The sequence below is a fragment of the Propionivibrio sp. genome (genome assembly GCF_029255185.1).
Taxonomy (GTDB): Bacteria; Pseudomonadota; Gammaproteobacteria; order Burkholderiales; family Rhodocyclaceae; genus Propionivibrio.
The window spans coordinates 12,450-27,467 of the sequence record NZ_JAPUVO010000086.1 but is presented as its reverse complement, the minus strand read 5'-3'; the positions used below and the strand labels follow the sequence as shown (position 1 = coordinate 27,467).

Sequence of the window (15,018 nt, the reverse complement as noted above, 5' to 3'; positions counted from 1 at the left end):
CTGGTCTGTTAAACAGCATAGGGAGCCATCAACTTCTGAATTTGCCGTGACAGTGAAGGCCAGCTATAGCCACCGTTTTCCCATGACTTGGACCCTGCCATAAGTCCTTCGGCAAGCAATTCATCTTTTACCTTGTCATGAGGATAAAGATACCAAACACCAGCGTCACAGAAGGTGATGTAGATGTCCTTGTCCACATATTTTTGGTCAATGGTCAGGCGACCTTTTAGCTGGACCTTCAAAAAGGTGATGCCATCTATGTGACAGGCTATGAAGTCTGCCCCTTGCCAGTCATCATTGAGCCACATGCAATTGAAGCCATAGTCGGCAAGGTGTGCAGCAACTTTTTGAAAGTTGTAGTTTTCCTTTTGGCGTGAGTTCAATTGGTCGTATGAGATTTTTTTTAGCATGTCTATGTAACTCTCGCATGTCCAATGGCTCAACTGGCATACCTTGCGATGCAGTTGCCACACATCCATTCACCATCGTCGTAGATTCCACCCGTCATGTCTGTTCTCTGGTGGCACCAGCCACATTCAGCCATGATCCGACTGTCGTAGTGATCATGTACTTGTGGCTCACGATAATTTGCTTGGCGGGATGGTAGTTTTTTGGGGTCTGCTGGACTGGCAAAGCAACCACAGTTTGTGCACCAGCGTCCGCCATGATGCTCAATTGTGCTGGCCTTTCCACACCTATTGCAAACCACATCGTCTGCCTTTGGTGCCGTGTAAATGGGCTGGGTTGCGAGCTCGTTTACGCTTCCGATGCGACGGCATTTCAACCCGTTCTTGTTCAAATGAGACAGAAGGGGATCAAAGCCCTTGTCGTTTGAAAGAACAAAGCACTCTGTGGACGGATCGGTCTCAATTGTGCGGCCAAGCTGAAATGCAATATGGAAGTCCAAAGCATTCTTGCCTGTGCCATCAATCTTGTGAAAGTCTACGCGACTGAAGCGGTGGGCAGTAGCCTTCTGTTTGGATGCTTTGGGCGGATTCTGTTTGGCTCCCACAAAGACGATGGCTTTGTAAGTTTCGTCCAGTACAGAAAGGTCAATCTTCTGGATGTTTTCGTAGTCAACGAGAATTAGTTTTGTAGTCATATTGTTTCATCTTCCTGTTGATTTTCTTTGCCAAAAAAAGTTCTTCATTCAGGACAGGCATCACCTGTCTGCGTTGTAAGTGTCGTTAGTCACATTGGTGCTGCTGTGACCTGCCAGCAAGCTGATTTCCTTGGGTGTCAGCTTCTCGCCATTTTGTAGCTTGCGGATGATGCCTGACAGATCTTGATCAATGGCAGTTTTCTGCTTTTCAATCTCGGTCGTCTTCAAACCGAAGACCTTGGCAAGCTTGAAGTTGTTGCCTTCGGCTTGTCGCAGATTGTTAGTGATGGCAGTCCTTCTGGTGTCGTGGAAGTAAAGCCGTTCTCTTTCATTGTCGTAGTAGCCAAGTTGCTTTGTTGCTTCAACCCAGTAAGCACGCATGTTGAAGTAGGTCAGCTTGAACACTTTGCCTTTTTCCTTCCTTCGTTCGTTCAGGTATGCAAGGAAAGAAGGCTCAATGGGGATGTCACGGGGTTTTCCGTTTTTCGTCTTTGGGATCAAGACAGTCTGATTTTTCCAGTCAATGTTTTCCCATTCCATTGAAAGACATTCAACACGGCGACAACCTGAATAGATGCACTGGATAAAGCAATAGTAAGGCTCTTGGTTTGCCTTCATGTTCAGATATTCTGCAATCTTCAATGTCTGTTCTTCATTGATGATTGTTCTTCTGCTGTTGTCAGGTTTTGGCTTCTCGTTTCGGGGAAGTTTTTTGATGGGGTTTTCAAGACCATCTTCAAATTCAGTGAAGTATTTGTAGGCATGCGTGAAGGCACCAGAAATGGTGGAAAGCTCCCGAAGTAGGGTGTTAGCCTTTACCTTCCTTGCCTTGATGTAAGCAAGGATGAGCTGCATATCCACGGTTTCAACAAAAAAGTCCCCAAACGGAATTCCGTCTTTCATGTAGTCAAAGGAATCTTTTTGGGTCTGCTCAATGATTGCCTGCACAATCGTTTTGCTGTACTTGTACTTGTTGATCCGCTTGTGAATGAGCTCGTAGGGAATTTTGAACTCAGGAATAGCTCGCAGACTGCGATTTTGATTGGTCTTGTAGGAGTTGGGGCTCTGTTTGGACAGGTGTTGTTTGAAGTGCTCCGCCAAGAGCATTCTCATGGTGATCTTGTTCGCTTCGGTGATCAGGTTCTCTACTGTAGCCATGCCCGATAGCTCTTTTTCCTTCTGGGCCTCCCAGTCCTTGGCTTCTCGCTCGGTGTCAAACAGCTTGGTATGCGCCTTGCCGTTGTGCTTTACCTGGGCGCGGTATTTGACTACTGTGATGTTCCGCTTGGTCTCTGGGTTCTTGCGGGAATACTCAACGGTATAGACGGACATGCGAATTTCTCCGTGTGGTGTGGCTGCAAATATGCACGGCCACAGAATGCTCAAAGCTGGAACGGCACAAAGAAAAAAATTTGTGCCAAATTTGTGCCGCGTTCAAGAAATTTGTGCCAGAAAATCAGTTAAAAATCTTCGTAAGTCGTTATTTTATAACAAAGTTCAATGCTTTAGTGTTCGCTTCAACAAGGCGCAGCAGGATGCCTTCCTGCCCTATGTTGAAAGCGGACTGCTGACCCTGGTCGGCGCGACGACCGAGAACCCCTCGTTCGAGGTGAACTCCGCATTGCTGTCGCGCGCCTCGGTGTATGTGCTCAACCCCCTTTCCGACGACGAAATGGGATTGCTGTTTGAACGCGCCTGCGCCCGGGCGCTGCAGGATCTTTCATTCGACGACGATGCCCGCTCGCGGCTGATCGGTCTGGCCGACGGCGATGCGCGCCGGCTGATCAATCTGCTCGAACAGACGCTCACCGCAGCGGCAACGGCCAATCGTTCAAAGATCGACGGCGCCTTCATCGACAGTACGCTGGCGCAGAGCCTGCGTCGTTTCGACAAGGGCGGCGAGGCCTTTTACGACCAGATTTCAGCCTTGCACAAGTCGGTACGCGGCTCGAATCCCGATGCCGCACTGTACTGGTTATGCCGCATGCTCGACGGCGGCGCCGATCCGCGTTACATGGCCCGACGCATCGTGCGCATGGCGTGGGAAGATGTTGGCCTCGCCGATCCACGCGCGGCGCAGATCGCCGGCGAAGCGGCGGCGACCTATGAACGCCTGGGCTCGCCGGAAGGCGAACTGGCGCTGGCCGAAGCCGTGCTCTATCTGGCCATGGCGGCCAAATCGAATGCCGCCTACGTCGCGTATAATGCAGCCCGTGCTTTCATCGCCAAAGACGCTTCACGGCCGGTTCCACTGCATTTGCGTAATGCGCCGACGCGCCTGATGAAGGAACTCGACTACGGCAAGGATTACCGCTACGCGCACGATGAAAGCGAGGGCTATGCCGCCGGCGAGAGCTATTTCCCCGAGGGGATGCCAACTGTCGATTGGTATAAACCAGTTGGTCGCGGGCTGGAAATAAAGATCGGCGAGAAGCTTGCGCATCTGCGCGAACTGGATCGCAATGCGCTGAAATTCGAAAAATCAAAAGACTCTGAGGACTGACCATGCTCGATATCCAACTTCTGCGCACCAACATTGACGCGGTTTCCGAACGGCTGGCAAGGCGCGGCTATACGCTCGACAGCGCCACCTTTCTCAAACTCGAAGCCGAACGCAAGACCCTGCAGACGCGCACCCAGGAACTTCAGGCCAGCCGCAACAGCCTGTCAAAGCAGATCGGCATACTCAAGGGCAAGGGCGAAGACGCCTTCGCCGTGATGGCCGACGTGGCGGCGCTGAAAGAGGAGCTGGACGGCAATGAGCTTCGTCTCGGCGAATTGCTCAAGGACTTTGACGCCTTTGTCGCGCTGATTCCCAATCTGCCGCAGGAGTCGGTACCGGTCGGCAGGTCGGAAGCCGACAATGTCGAAGTCAGGCGCTGGGGAACGCCGCGCAGCTACGATTTCGCGGTCAAGGATCACGTTGATCTGGGCGAGGCGCTCGGCCAGCTTGATTTTGCGACGGCGGCCAAAATTGCCGGCGCCCGTTTTTCCTTGATGAAGGGGCCGCTCGCCCGTTTGCACCGCGCCATTGCCCAGTTCATGCTCGATACGCACACCGAGGAGCACGGCTACACCGAGGTCTATGCGCCGTATCTCGTCAATGCGGCGAGCATGCATGGCACCGGGCAATTGCCGAAATTCGAAGCCGATCTGTTCAAGATTCTGCGCCCGGATGCCGAGCCGCTGTATCTGATCCCGACCGCCGAAGTGCCGGTCACCAACATCGTGCGCGACGAAATTCTGGCCCACGACGCGCTGCCGCTTAAACTTGTCTGTCATACGCCGTGCTTTCGCTCGGAAGCTGGCTCCTACGGCAAGGACACGCGCGGCATGATCCGCCAGCACCAGTTCGACAAGGTTGAGCTGGTGCAGATTGTCGCCGCCGACAAATCCAACGCAGCCCATGAGGAATTGACCCGGCATGCCGAAGTCATTCTTGAGAAGCTCGATCTGCCTTACCGGCGCGTCGCCCTGTGCACCGGCGACATGGGCTTTTCGTCGGCCAAGACCTACGACCTGGATGTCTGGCTGCCGGCGCAGAACACCTATCGCGAGATTTCCTCGTGCTCCAACTTCGAGGCTTTCCAGGCGCGGCGCATGCAGGCGCGGCTGCGCAACGACAAGAACAAGACCGAACTGGTGCATACGCTCAACGGCTCGGGGCTGGCGGTTGGCCGAACCCTGGTTGCCATCATGGAAAATTACCAGAATGCCGACGGCAGCATTACCGTTCCCGCAGTCTTGCGCCCCTACCTTGGCGGGCGAGAAAAAATCACCGCGTGATGGTCGATAGGCGTTAGCCGGCTAATGCCAGCACATGTGCCGCCATGGCCTGCACAATGCTTTCCGCTTCGCCAACTGCGCAGGTCAGATCAAAGCGAACCTGCGGATGAAGCGTGCGCAATTCTTCAAGCAGTAGCGGCACGTCGTGCTTAAGATGGCCCCCCTGGGCGATGAACATCGGTAATATGACAATGCGCTCAAAACCGTCGCCAACCAACGCTTCAACACTATCGCGCAGATTCGGTGTCATGAATTCAAGAAAAGCGGATTCAATGCGCAGTTCGGGAGACTTTGCGCGTACCGCCGCGCAAACACGCCGCAGGGGTGAGGCCCACTCGGGGTCGCGAGCGCCGTGGGCAAAGAGGACAAGGGCTGTTTTTGACATGGGCTCAAGCTTAGCGCATCAACAGCATCAGGCGCCAGGTCAGCAGCGGATTGCGTAGGGCCAGCGGCGTTGTGCGTGGCCGGCTCACGGGGCGAGTGGCGCCGCGGTCAAGGCGCCCAACACCGGCGTACCGATGCAGTCGCCTTACCTGGCCATTGCGAACAAGCAGGCCCAGATCATGACTAAGGCCGCGACCGAGATGGGATTTACGCTGGTGTCACGCTCGCGCATCGCGCTGCCGATGGAAGCCGCCGATGCAGAGATTGCGGGCTGATGGCCAATCGTCAATCAGCCACCTTAAGGCTGCGATTCAGACTGCCAGTTTCGCGGATACCAGACGGTTGATGCTCACGCCCTGTTCGGCCGCCTCGGTCGCCAGTGCCCGGTGCACAAGCGAAGGAACGCGAACAATGAAGCGTCCACTGTATTTTTTTTCAGCCAGTGCCTCAGGAATGGCCTCTCCCGCACCTTGCATGTCGACCACAACCTCGGAGATGACGCGACGGATACCGGCAAGCGCTTTCTCGGGTGTCGGTGCAAGCCAGGACAAAGACGGAAACTCAGCGCATAAGCCGACATGCTCGCGGTCTTCCTGTGACCACGTCACGCGGTAGGTGTAATGATCGATGTTCATGGCTTCACCTCTAATCGTTCGATTGCCAACAGCACTTGCCTGACCTGATACGCCTTGGCCTTGCCCTTGTCATTCTGAATGTTGCCCCGCGGGTCACCTTGCCACGGCGTTTTGAATATCGAATGACTGGTGCCGTGATTTCTGGGCTTGCCAAAGTAAGCTTCACAGACTTTTTGCAAGTCGCCAAAGCGAACATTGGTCGGCTCGCGTCGCATCTGGTCAAGAATTTTGTCGACTCCACCCATCCGTTCATGGTATCAATAGTGATATCTAGTGTCAAAGGTGCCTTTTGCCACGAAACTTGCCAAACGCTGAGACTGAATATTGAATTTGACCTTAGCTCCCAACGTGCCCGAAGTCGATCGGGCTGGTGCTGCTGAAGGTGTCGGGGTAGTGGCTGGCGACGACCGAGTCGATCTGGCCGCCGTCGGCGTGGTAGGTCTTGGTCCCGACATGACGGATATATTCATGCGACCGCCAATTTTGACCGGTAACACGCGCCCGCTAAATAATCTGTGTAAAGCGATTGATAGATGGGGGCTTGGCAAGCAAGCCTGCCGCCTTCGCAAATGCTTCGGCGACGTGCGGCGTGGTCATGTGGGCTTCGGCAGCCTGGTTATTCGCCCAGTGTTCGATGGTGACGAATTCGAGAAAATTCTCTTCGTCCTGAAATAGTTCGTAGCTGACGCACCCGGGTTCATTTCGGGTGGAGCGGACCAGTGCCTTGAGAACTTCCTGGAGTTGGTCCGCTGTGCCGACTTTCGCTGAAATTCTGGCCATGATTTTTACCATCGCTGCTTCCTTTCTACATGAAAGGTGTGTTTGAGTCAGTTGAAAGGAAAACAGTTGCAACGCACTGCAAAAAACGACCCCAATCGTCCTGGCCGGCCAGACGACCTAAACGGGTGTTCAATCAGTTACCATCAGGGCTTTACTGTCGGTCTGTCCTGTGACTTCTACTGCTTCAACGTCCCCCATCGCGATTCTGCACGATGTCTTTGGCTACAGCGCTTTTCGTGGAGCGCAGGCCGAGGTTGTCGACCACCTGATCTGTGGCGGTGATTCGCTGGTATTGATGCCCACTGGTGGCGGAAAGAGCCTGTGCTACCAGGTGCCGGCAATCGCACGGCACCGCGCCGGGCGAGGCGTGGCGCTTGTCGTCAGCCCGTTGATCGCGCTGATGCACGATCAGGTTGGCGCGCTCGAAGAGGCCGGCGTGCGCGCTGCCTTTCTTAACTCGACGCTGTTGCTTCCTGAAACGCAGAAAATTGAGCGCGAGATGATGAGCGGCCGGCTGGTACTGCTCTACGTCGCGCCCGAACGCCTGACCACACCGCGCATGCTGGCGCAACTCGATTCACTGCACGAGCGCGGTCTGCTCAGCCTGTTCGCCATCGACGAGGCGCATTGCGTGAGTCAGTGGGGCCACGATTTCCGCGAGGACTATCTGGCGCTGAACCTGCTGCATGAGCGTTATCCTGACGTGCCGCGCATTGCGTTGACGGCGACCGCCGATGACCTGACGCGCGCCGACATCATTGAGCGGCTGGCGCTCTCAGAAGCGCGTGTTTTCATAAGCAGTTTCGACCGGCCAAACATCCGCTACGCGGTGGTCGAGAAGGATGATGCGCGCAAGCAGTTGCTGCGCTTTATCCACGACGAGCACGAGGGCGACGCTGGCATTGTGTACTGCCAGTCGCGTAAGAAGGTGGACGACACCGCCACCTGGCTGAGCGGTGAAGGCGTCAACGCATTGCCTTACCATGCCGGACTCGACGCCGCTGTGCGCCGGCGTCACCAGGATTGCTTCCTGCGCGACGAGGGAGTGGTCATGGTCGCCACCATCGCCTTCGGCATGGGCATCGACAAGCCCGACGTGCGCTTCGTCGCGCATATGGACCTGCCAAAGAACATCGAGAGCTATTACCAGGAAACCGGTCGCGCTGGCCGTGATGGCCAACCTGCTGACGCCTGGATGGCCTACGGCCTGGCCGATGTGGTGAACCAACGGCGCATGATCGACGAAAGCCCGGCCGCCGAGGAATTCAAGCGCGGCCAGCGCGGCAAGCTCGACGCCTTGCTCGCACTGGCCGAAACGCACGACTGCCGGCGCGTTCGTCTGCTTTCCTACTTCGGCGAGAAGAGCGCTGCCTGTGCAGCGCATCAGTACGCCTGTGACAATTGCTTTCATCCTCCCGCCACCTGGGATGCGACCGAGGCCGCGCGCAAGGCTTTGTCATGCATCTACCGTTTTTACCAGAACCGCGGCCAGCGCTTTGGCGCTGTGCACCTGATCGACGTGCTGCGCGGCAAGAGCACCGAGAAGGTCGCGCAGTATGGGCATGCGGGCCTGTCCACCTTCGGTATCGGCGCTGAAGTGAGCGAAGCACAATGGCGCGTTGTTCTGCGCCAGTTGATTGCCCTGGGCTACCTGCGCAGCGAGGGCGAATACAACACGCTGGAATTGACACCGAGCGCGCGCCCGGTGCTGCGTGGCGAAGTGCAGTTGCTGCTGCGCCAGCCGAGTACTGTGCCCAAACGCACGGCAGGGGTCAGGGCCGGCAAGCCCGCGCGCAGCAAGGGCAAGCCGCCGCCGCTCCCACTTAATGAACAAGGATTGGCGCGCTTTGCTGCGCTGAAGGCTTGGCGCGCCGAAGTCGCGCGCGAACACAACTTGCCGGCCTACGTTGTGTTTCACGACGCAACCCTGGCCGAGATGGCGCAGGGTGTGCCCGGCTCACTCGACGCGCTTGCGCAAGTCAGTGGTATCGGGGCTAAAAAGCTGGAAGCCTACGGCAGGGAAATATTGCGGGTGCTGGGAGGCGTATAGGTAAGACGTACAAGGCCACAGATTTCTCCGTGACCTTGCCGTCGTGATGCGGGCTTATTTTTTCTTGGCCGGTGGGATGTCGGTGCACGTGCCGTGCGCCACTTCAGCGGCCATGCCGATTGTTTCGCCAAGCGTCGGGTGCGGGTGGATGGTTTTGCCGATATCGACGGCGTCGCAGCCCATTTCGATGGCCAGGCAGACTTCGCCGATCATGTCGCCAGCGCTTGGGCCGACAATGGCGCCGCCGATCACGCGATGCGTTACGGGATCGAAGATAAGTTTGGTGAAGCCGTAGTCGGCGCTGTTGGCGATGGCGCGTCCGGACGCCGCCCAGGGGAACTTGGCGACTTCGACCTTGCGTCCTTCCTTCTTTGCCTGCTCTTCGGTGAGGCCGACCCAGGCCACTTCCGGGTGGGTGTAGGCGACGCTGGGGATGACCTGCGCGTCGAAGGCGGTGCGCGCCAGTTCGGCGTTGCCTTTCAGTTCGCCAGCGGCGACTTCGGCCGCGACGTGCCCTTCATGCACTCCCTTGTGCGCTAGCATCGGGTTGCCGACGATGTCGCCAATGGCGAAGATATTGGGCACGTTGCTGCGCATCTGCGGGTCGACGGTGATGAAGCCACGGTCGGTGACGATGACGCCGGCCTTGTCGGCGGCAACCTTCTTGCCGTTCGGCGAGCGGCCGGCGGCTTGCAGGATCATGTCGTATTTGACTGCTTCGGCGGGTGCATGGTCGCCATCAAATTTGACGTAGAGGCCATCGTCCCTGGCTTCGACGGCGGTCGTTCGGGTCTTCAGCATGACCTTGTCAAAACGGTGCAGGTTCTGTTTTTCCCAGACCTTGACCGCGTCGCGGTCCGGTCCTTGCATCAACCCGTCGAGCATTTCGACGACGTCGACACGGGTGCCGAGCAGCGAGTAGACGGTAGCCATTTCGAGGCCGATGATGCCGCCGCCGATGACCAGCATTTTTTTGGGTACGAAGCGTAGTTCGAGCGCTCCAGTCGAGTCGACGATGCGTGGGTCGCTCGGGATGAAGGGCAGATGCACGGGCGAGCTGCCGGCCGCGATGATACATTTCTGAAAGCGGATCACCTTCTTGGCGCCGGTCTTCTCTTGCGCCCCGCCGTCGGTGATCTCAACCTCGATGTGGTTGGCATCGAGGAAATTGCCGTAGCCGCGAACGACATCGACCTTGCGCAGCTTGGCCATTCCGGCGAGGCCGCCGGTAAGCTTGCCGACGACCCCGGCCTTGTGTGCGCGCAGCTTGTCGATATCGATCTGCGGCGCGGCGAAGGCGACACCGCATTTGGCCATGTGCTCGGCTTCATCCATGACGACGGCAACGTGCAACAGCGCTTTCGACGGAATGCAGCCAACGTTCAGACACACCCCGCCAAGCGTTGCGTAACGCTCGACGATGATCGTCTTCAGACCGAGGTCGGCACTGCGAAAGGCCGCCGAGTAACCGCCGGGGCCGGCGCCGAGGACGAGCATTTCGCATTCGAGATCGACCGTGCCGCCAAATTGCCCGGCCAGCGGTGCAGCTTGCGGCGCTGGCACTGTGGCTGGAGTTGCCAGCGATGCTGCCGGAACAGTCTGAGCGAGGGCGTCAAGCGCTTCGAGCACCATGACCAGGCTACCTTCCGACACCTTGTCGCCAACCTTGACCTTGATTTCTTTGACTACGCCGCCGGCCGGGCTCGGGATGTCGATCGTCGCCTTGTCGGACTCGAGTGTGACCAGAGCCTCTTCGGCCTTGACCGTGTCGCCGATCTTGACGCATAGCTCAATGATTGGAACGTCCTTGAAGTCGCCGATGTCCGGGACTTTTACTTCAATGATCTGGCTCATCCGTATCTCCCGATCAAATTAGTGCGCGGCGCATGTCGGCGAGAAGCTGCGCGACATAGACGTTGAAGCGGGTGGCCAGGGCACCGTCGATGACCCGGTGGTCGGCCGACAGCGACATTGGCAGGATCAGGCGCGGTACGAATTCCCTGCCGTTCCAGACCGGCTTCATGACCGATTTGTTGACGCCGAGGATGGCCACTTCCGGCGCATTGACGATCGGCGAGAAGCAGGTGCCGCCGATGCCGCCGAGGCTGGAGATGGTGAAGCAGGCGCCGCTCATGTCGGCCGGGCCGAGCTTGCCGTCGCGCGCTTTCTTGGCCAGCTCGCCGCATTCGACAACGATCTGGCTCACCGACTTCTGGTCGACGTTTTTGACCACCGGGACGACCAGGCCGTTCGGCGTGTCGGCGGCAAAGGCGATGTGGAAATACTTCTTCAGCACCAGGCTCATTTCGCCATTGTCAGCGGTCGACAGTGAGCTGTTGAATTCCGGGAATTTCCTGAGCGCCAGTTCACAGGCTTTGATCAGGAAGGCGAGCATGGTGATTTTGATGCCGGACTTCTCATTCTCCTTGTTCAGCGCTACGCGGAAGGCTTCGAGTTCCGTGATGTCGGCGTCCTCGTGGTAGGTCACAGCCGGGATCATCACCCAGTTGCGCGCGAGGTTCTGTGCGGAAATCTTCTTGATGCGCGCCAGTGGCTTGACCTCGACCGCGCCGAACTTGGCGAAATCGACTTTCGGCCAGGGCAGCAGATCCAGCCCTCCCAGACTCGCGCCACCAGTGCTTGCCGCTGGGCCAGCTTTCATTACACCTTTGATGAAGGCAGTGACGTCTTCTCTGAGAATGCGTTGCTTGGGGCCGGTCGCTGTAACCCTGGACAGGTCGACGCCAAGCTCGCGGGCGAAGAGGCGTACCGACGGGCTGGCGTGCGTTGCCGCACCCGGCGCCAGGCTGGCGGCGGGCGGTGGTACTTGCACTGGCACGACTGCCGCTGCCGGAGTTGCAACAACAGCCGCTGCGGCGGGCGCTGGAGCAGTGATAAGCTCCGGCGTGACGACGGGGGAGGGGGCGCCAGCCGCCGCGTCCACGACAGCGACGACAAAGCCCTCGGAAATGCGATCACCGAGCGCCACCCGGATTTCTTTGACGACACCGGCGACCGACGAGGGAACATCCATGGTCGCCTTGTCGGATTCAAGGGTGACTAGCGCGTCATCAAGCTTGACCGTATCGCCGACCTTGACGCAGATTTCGATGACCGGAATATCGCTGTAGTCGCCGATATCCGGGACTTTGACTTCAGTTGTCTGACTCATTAATGCGCTCCCTTACACTGACATCGGGTTGGGTTTGTTCACGTCGATGCCGTACTTGGCAATCGCCTCGGCGACCTTGCTGTGTGCGATGCTGCCATCGTCGGCCAGGGCCTTGAGCGCGGCGAGCGTGACCCAGCGCCGATCGACCTCGAAGAAGTGGCGCAGTTTCTCGCGCGTATCCGAGCGACCGAAGCCATCGGTGCCGAGGGTGACATAGCGGCGGTTGAGGAAGGGGCGAATCTGTTCGGCATACTGACGAACGTAGTCGGTAGCGGCGATGATCGGGCCGCGCGTGTCGTTCAGGCACTGCTCGACGTGCGAGAGTGTTGGCTTGGCGGTCGGGTTGAGCAGATTCCAGCGCGCCTTGTCGTTGCCCTCGCGCGCCAGTTCGTTGAAGCTTGGGCAGCCCCACAAATCGGCGTCGACGCCCCAGTCGTTTTTGAGCAGTTCGGCGGCGGCGATGACTTCACGGAAGATGGTGCCGGAGCCGAGCAACTGCACGCGTGGAGCCGCTTGCTTGCCATCCGAGACCTGGCCCTTCTTCAACAGGTACATGCCCTTGATGATGTCGGCTGCGGTGTTGCCCGATTCGCCCTTGGGCATTTCGGGATGCTCATAGTTTTCGTTCATTACCGTGATGTAGTAATAAACGTCTTCCTGCTCCTGGAACATGCGGCGCATGCCGTCCTGCATGATCACCGCGACTTCGAAAGAGAAGGTCGGGTCGTAACTGATGCAGTTGGGAATTAGGCCGGCGAGAACGTGCGAATGGCCATCCTCGTGTTGCAGACCTTCGCCGTTTAATGTTGTGCGCCCGGCAGTGGCGCCAATCATGAAGCCGCGTGCACGTTGATCTGCCGCTGCCCAGTAAAGATCCATGGTGCGTTGCAGGCCGAACATCGAATAGCAGATGTAGAAGGGAATCATCTGCTCGCCATGCACCGAATAGGCGGTGGCGGCGGCGATCCAGTCGCTCATGGCGCCGGATTCGTTGATTCCTTCTTGCAGCACCTGGCCGTCCTTTGACTCCTTGTAGAACATCAGTTGGTCGTGGTCTTCCGGAATATAGTTCTGACCATCCTGGTTCCAGATGCCGATCTGACGGAAGAGTCCTTCCATGCCGAAGGTGCGTGATTCATCCGGGACGATGGGGACGACACGGCGACCAATTTTCTTATCTTTAAGCAAGATATTGAGGGCGCGCACGATGGACATTGTGGTTGAGACTTCGCGGCCCTCTCCCGAACCCTTGAGCAGCGACTCGAAGGCCGTGAGTTCGGGAATCTCAAGCGCGGCGGCCTTGAGTTTGCGCCTCGTCAGAAAACCACCCAGCGCCGTGCGCCGCTCGTGCATATAGGTCAACTCTTCTGACCCTTCTTCAAACTTGAGGAACGGTAGATCGTCGATCTGGTCGTCCGGTACCGGCAGTTTGAAGCGGTTGCGGAAACCAATAATCGCATCGCGGTCGAGCTTTTTCTGCTGGTGCGAGATGTTCATCGCTTCGCCGGCTACGCCCATGCCGTAGCCCTTGACGGTCTTGGCCAGGATCAGTGTGGGCTGCCCCTGATGGTCGGTCGCCGCCTTGAAGGCGCTGTAGATCTTGAAGATATCGTGACCGCCACGATTGAGGGCAAAGATGTCGGCATCCGTCCAGTCAGCGACGAGTTCCTTGAGTTCAGGGGTGTTGAAGAAGTGCTCGCGTACATAGGCACCATTTTTGGCTTTATAGATCTGATATTCGCCGTCGACCGCGTCCATCATGCGCTTCTTCAGGATGCCCTTCTTGTCGCGCTCGAACAGCGTATCCCAGTGGCGCCCCCAGATCAGCTTAATGACATTCCAGCCGGCGCCGCGGAAAGTGCCTTCGAGTTCCTGAATGATTTTGCCGTTGCCGCGAACCGGCCCGTCAAGACGCTGCAGATTGCAGTTGATGACGAAAATCAGGTTGTCGAGCTTTTCGCGCGAGGCCATGCCGATGGCGCCAAGCGATTCGACCTCGTCGGTCTCGCCGTCGCCAAGGAAAGCCCACACCTTGCGATCTGTGGCTTTAATGAAGCCCCGGCTTTCCATGTATTTCATGAAACGCGCCTGATAGATGGCCTGAATCGGACCCAGTCCCATCGACACGGTCGGGAAGCGCCAGAAATCGGGCATTAGCCAGGGATGCGGGTAGGAGGAGAGCCCCTTGCCGTCGACTTCCTGACGGAAGTTGCCCACCTGCTCGTCGCTCAGGCGGCCCATCAGGTGGGCACGGGCATAGACGCCGGGGATGGAGTGCCCCTGGAAAAAAACCAGGTCGCCGCCATACTGCTCGGTTTGCGCGCGCCAGAACCAGTTGAAGCCGACATCGTACAGCGCGGCTGACGATGCAAAGGAGGCGATATGGCCGCCGACATTGCTGTCGCGGTTGGCGCGAACGACCATGACCATGGCGTTCCAGCGAATGAAATTGCGGATCCGGATTTCAATGGTGGCATCACCCGGATACATGGGCTGCCGATCAACCGGGATGGTGTTGATGTATTCGGTCGTCGCGCTGTACGGGATGTCGATCCCTTCCTCGCGTGCCTGGGCGATCATTTGCTGGATCAGGAAATGGGCGCGGTCGGTGCCTTCCTGGCCGATGACGCCGGTCAGTGCGTCCTGCCATTCGCGGGTTTCTTGTGGATCAGTATCGTTGATCGCAACGTTCTTGGTGTTTTCGGGGGGTACTGCCATGACTTGTCTCCTGGTCTGCAGATGGGTGGCTGATCGCTCATCAGTGGTTGACGAAACCGCCAAGCTTAATGCGTCGTCGCGATGGAAAGTACCGCATTGCATCAATAACGCACTATTTTCCGCATTGTAAAATACGATACTGCATTGTGCAATAGTAATATAATGTGGTCGCTCAAACCGGCAGGTGCATGGCGAACGGACTCCAAATTGAATCTAGCCGGATCAGTGAAATCTGTCCGCAAGAACGGTTTAAGTTGGCCCAGACTGGCTAATCGTCTGCATTGTGATAGCGGGGCGCGACGATGAATTGCTCAGGCTTGGCTCGCTATCTCTGAGACTGAGCAAAACGCCTGCGATATACTCTGCTCTGCTCAAGGCAGTGCAACTGCGT

General features: G+C 57.5%; 14 protein-coding genes. 4 read left to right on the top strand and 10 right to left on the bottom strand.

The window, feature by feature from the left end; all coding sequences use genetic code 11:
• Positions 1-8: 8 nt before the first annotated feature.
• Genes Q1J43_RS05925 through Q1J43_RS05915 form a run of 3 tightly spaced genes read right to left on the bottom strand, consistent with a single transcriptional unit; the run spans position 9 to position 2,434 of the window.
• A complete protein-coding gene (locus tag Q1J43_RS05925; RefSeq protein ID WP_301101479.1) occupies positions 9-410 on the bottom strand; it encodes a hypothetical protein in 402 nt (133 codons plus the stop codon).
• Positions 411-439: 29 nt separating this feature from the next.
• Complete coding sequence (locus tag Q1J43_RS05920) at positions 440-1,102, bottom strand: PIN domain-containing protein (RefSeq protein WP_301101478.1); 663 nt, start codon at positions 1,100-1,102, stop codon at positions 440-442.
• Positions 1,103-1,162: 60 nt separating this feature from the next.
• Positions 1,163-2,434, bottom strand: a complete 1,272-nt coding sequence (locus tag Q1J43_RS05915; RefSeq protein WP_301101477.1) for a site-specific integrase — start codon at positions 2,432-2,434, stop codon at positions 1,163-1,165.
• Between the two features lie 46 nt (positions 2,435-2,480).
• Between Q1J43_RS05915 and Q1J43_RS05910 the strand changes: the two genes are divergently transcribed.
• Together Q1J43_RS05910 and serS are read left to right on the top strand one after the other, a co-directional pair.
• Positions 2,481-3,605 carry a replication-associated recombination protein A gene (locus tag Q1J43_RS05910; protein ID WP_301101476.1) on the top strand — a complete coding sequence of 375 codons (1,125 nt, stop codon included), beginning with the start codon at positions 2,481-2,483 and terminating at the stop codon, positions 3,603-3,605.
• Between the two features lie 2 nt (positions 3,606-3,607).
• Positions 3,608-4,888, top strand: a complete 1,281-nt coding sequence (gene serS, locus Q1J43_RS05905) for a serine--tRNA ligase (RefSeq protein ID WP_301101475.1) — start codon at positions 3,608-3,610, stop codon at positions 4,886-4,888.
• A 13-nt stretch (positions 4,889-4,901) separates the two neighbouring features.
• Here the strand turns inward: serS and Q1J43_RS05900 are convergent, their stop codons facing one another.
• Positions 4,902-5,273 (bottom strand): CbiX/SirB N-terminal domain-containing protein, encoded by a 372-nt coding sequence (locus Q1J43_RS05900; RefSeq protein WP_301101474.1) that lies wholly within the window; start codon positions 5,271-5,273, stop codon positions 4,902-4,904.
• 133 nt (positions 5,274-5,406) lie between these two features.
• Here Q1J43_RS05900 and Q1J43_RS05895 point away from each other — a divergent pair, with 133 nt between their 5' ends.
• Positions 5,407-5,547, top strand: a complete 141-nt coding sequence (locus Q1J43_RS05895) for a P27 family phage terminase small subunit (protein WP_301101473.1) — start codon at positions 5,407-5,409, stop codon at positions 5,545-5,547.
• Between the two features lie 36 nt (positions 5,548-5,583).
• On the opposite strand, the gene Q1J43_RS05890 is transcribed toward Q1J43_RS05895, so the two are convergent.
• From Q1J43_RS05890 to Q1J43_RS05880, 3 genes are all read right to left on the bottom strand, one after another.
• Entirely contained in the window at positions 5,584-5,907 is a 324-nt protein-coding gene (locus tag Q1J43_RS05890) for a toxin-antitoxin system HicB family antitoxin (RefSeq protein ID WP_301101472.1), read from the bottom strand.
• Positions 5,904-6,152 (bottom strand): hypothetical protein, encoded by a 249-nt coding sequence (locus Q1J43_RS05885; RefSeq protein WP_301101471.1) that lies wholly within the window; start codon positions 6,150-6,152, stop codon positions 5,904-5,906. The genes Q1J43_RS05890 and Q1J43_RS05885 overlap by 4 nt, the downstream gene beginning before the upstream one ends.
• Before the next feature lie 259 nt (positions 6,153-6,411).
• Positions 6,412-6,699: a putative quinol monooxygenase gene (locus Q1J43_RS05880; RefSeq protein WP_301101470.1), complete on the bottom strand. Its 288-nt coding sequence runs from the start codon at positions 6,697-6,699 to the stop codon at positions 6,412-6,414.
• 157 nt (positions 6,700-6,856) lie between these two features.
• Here Q1J43_RS05880 and recQ point away from each other — a divergent pair, with 157 nt between their 5' ends.
• A complete protein-coding gene (gene recQ / locus Q1J43_RS05875) occupies positions 6,857-8,737 on the top strand; it encodes a DNA helicase RecQ (protein ID WP_301101469.1) in 1,881 nt (626 codons plus the stop codon).
• A 54-nt stretch (positions 8,738-8,791) separates the two neighbouring features.
• Here the strand turns inward: recQ and lpdA are convergent, their stop codons facing one another.
• The 3 genes from lpdA to aceE are packed head-to-tail and all read right to left on the bottom strand — an operon-like array spanning position 8,792 to position 14,627.
• On the bottom strand, positions 8,792-10,591 hold the full coding sequence (gene lpdA, locus Q1J43_RS05870) for a dihydrolipoyl dehydrogenase (RefSeq protein ID WP_301101468.1): 1,800 nt from the start codon (positions 10,589-10,591) through the stop codon (positions 8,792-8,794).
• A gap of 13 nt (positions 10,592-10,604) precedes the next feature.
• Positions 10,605-11,909 (bottom strand): dihydrolipoyllysine-residue acetyltransferase, encoded by a 1,305-nt coding sequence (gene aceF, locus Q1J43_RS05865; RefSeq protein ID WP_301101467.1) that lies wholly within the window; start codon positions 11,907-11,909, stop codon positions 10,605-10,607.
• Positions 11,910-11,921: 12 nt separating this feature from the next.
• Complete coding sequence (gene aceE / locus Q1J43_RS05860) at positions 11,922-14,627, bottom strand: pyruvate dehydrogenase (acetyl-transferring), homodimeric type (RefSeq protein WP_301101465.1); 2,706 nt, start codon at positions 14,625-14,627, stop codon at positions 11,922-11,924.
• Positions 14,628-15,018 lie beyond the last annotated feature (391 nt).

Bases quoted from the DNA above. Each gene is read 5' to 3' on its own strand.
- Q1J43_RS05925 (WP_301101479.1), bottom strand. From the start codon at position 410: ATGCTAAAAAAAATCTCATACGACCAATTGAACTCACGCCAAAAGGAA.
- Q1J43_RS05920 (WP_301101478.1), bottom strand. From the start codon at position 1,102: ATGACTACAAAACTAATTCTCGTTGACTACGAAAACATCCAGAAGATT.
- Q1J43_RS05915 (WP_301101477.1), bottom strand. From the start codon at position 2,434: ATGTCCGTCTATACCGTTGAGTATTCCCGCAAGAACCCAGAGACCAAG.
- Q1J43_RS05910 (WP_301101476.1), top strand. From the start codon at position 2,481: ATGCTCAAAGCTGGAACGGCACAAAGAAAAAAATTTGTGCCAAATTTG.
- serS (WP_301101475.1), top strand. From the start codon at position 3,608: ATGCTCGATATCCAACTTCTGCGCACCAACATTGACGCGGTTTCCGAA.
- Q1J43_RS05900 (WP_301101474.1), bottom strand. From the start codon at position 5,273: ATGTCAAAAACAGCCCTTGTCCTCTTTGCCCACGGCGCTCGCGACCCC.
- Q1J43_RS05895 (WP_301101473.1), top strand. From the start codon at position 5,407: ATGCAGTCGCCTTACCTGGCCATTGCGAACAAGCAGGCCCAGATCATG.
- Q1J43_RS05890 (WP_301101472.1), bottom strand. From the start codon at position 5,907: ATGAACATCGATCATTACACCTACCGCGTGACGTGGTCACAGGAAGAC.
- Q1J43_RS05885 (WP_301101471.1), bottom strand. From the start codon at position 6,152: ATGGGTGGAGTCGACAAAATTCTTGACCAGATGCGACGCGAGCCGACC.
- Q1J43_RS05880 (WP_301101470.1), bottom strand. From the start codon at position 6,699: ATGGTAAAAATCATGGCCAGAATTTCAGCGAAAGTCGGCACAGCGGAC.
- lpdA (WP_301101468.1), bottom strand. From the start codon at position 10,591: ATGAGCCAGATCATTGAAGTAAAAGTCCCGGACATCGGCGACTTCAAG.
- aceF (WP_301101467.1), bottom strand. From the start codon at position 11,909: ATGAGTCAGACAACTGAAGTCAAAGTCCCGGATATCGGCGACTACAGC.
- aceE (WP_301101465.1), bottom strand. From the start codon at position 14,627: ATGGCAGTACCCCCCGAAAACACCAAGAACGTTGCGATCAACGATACT.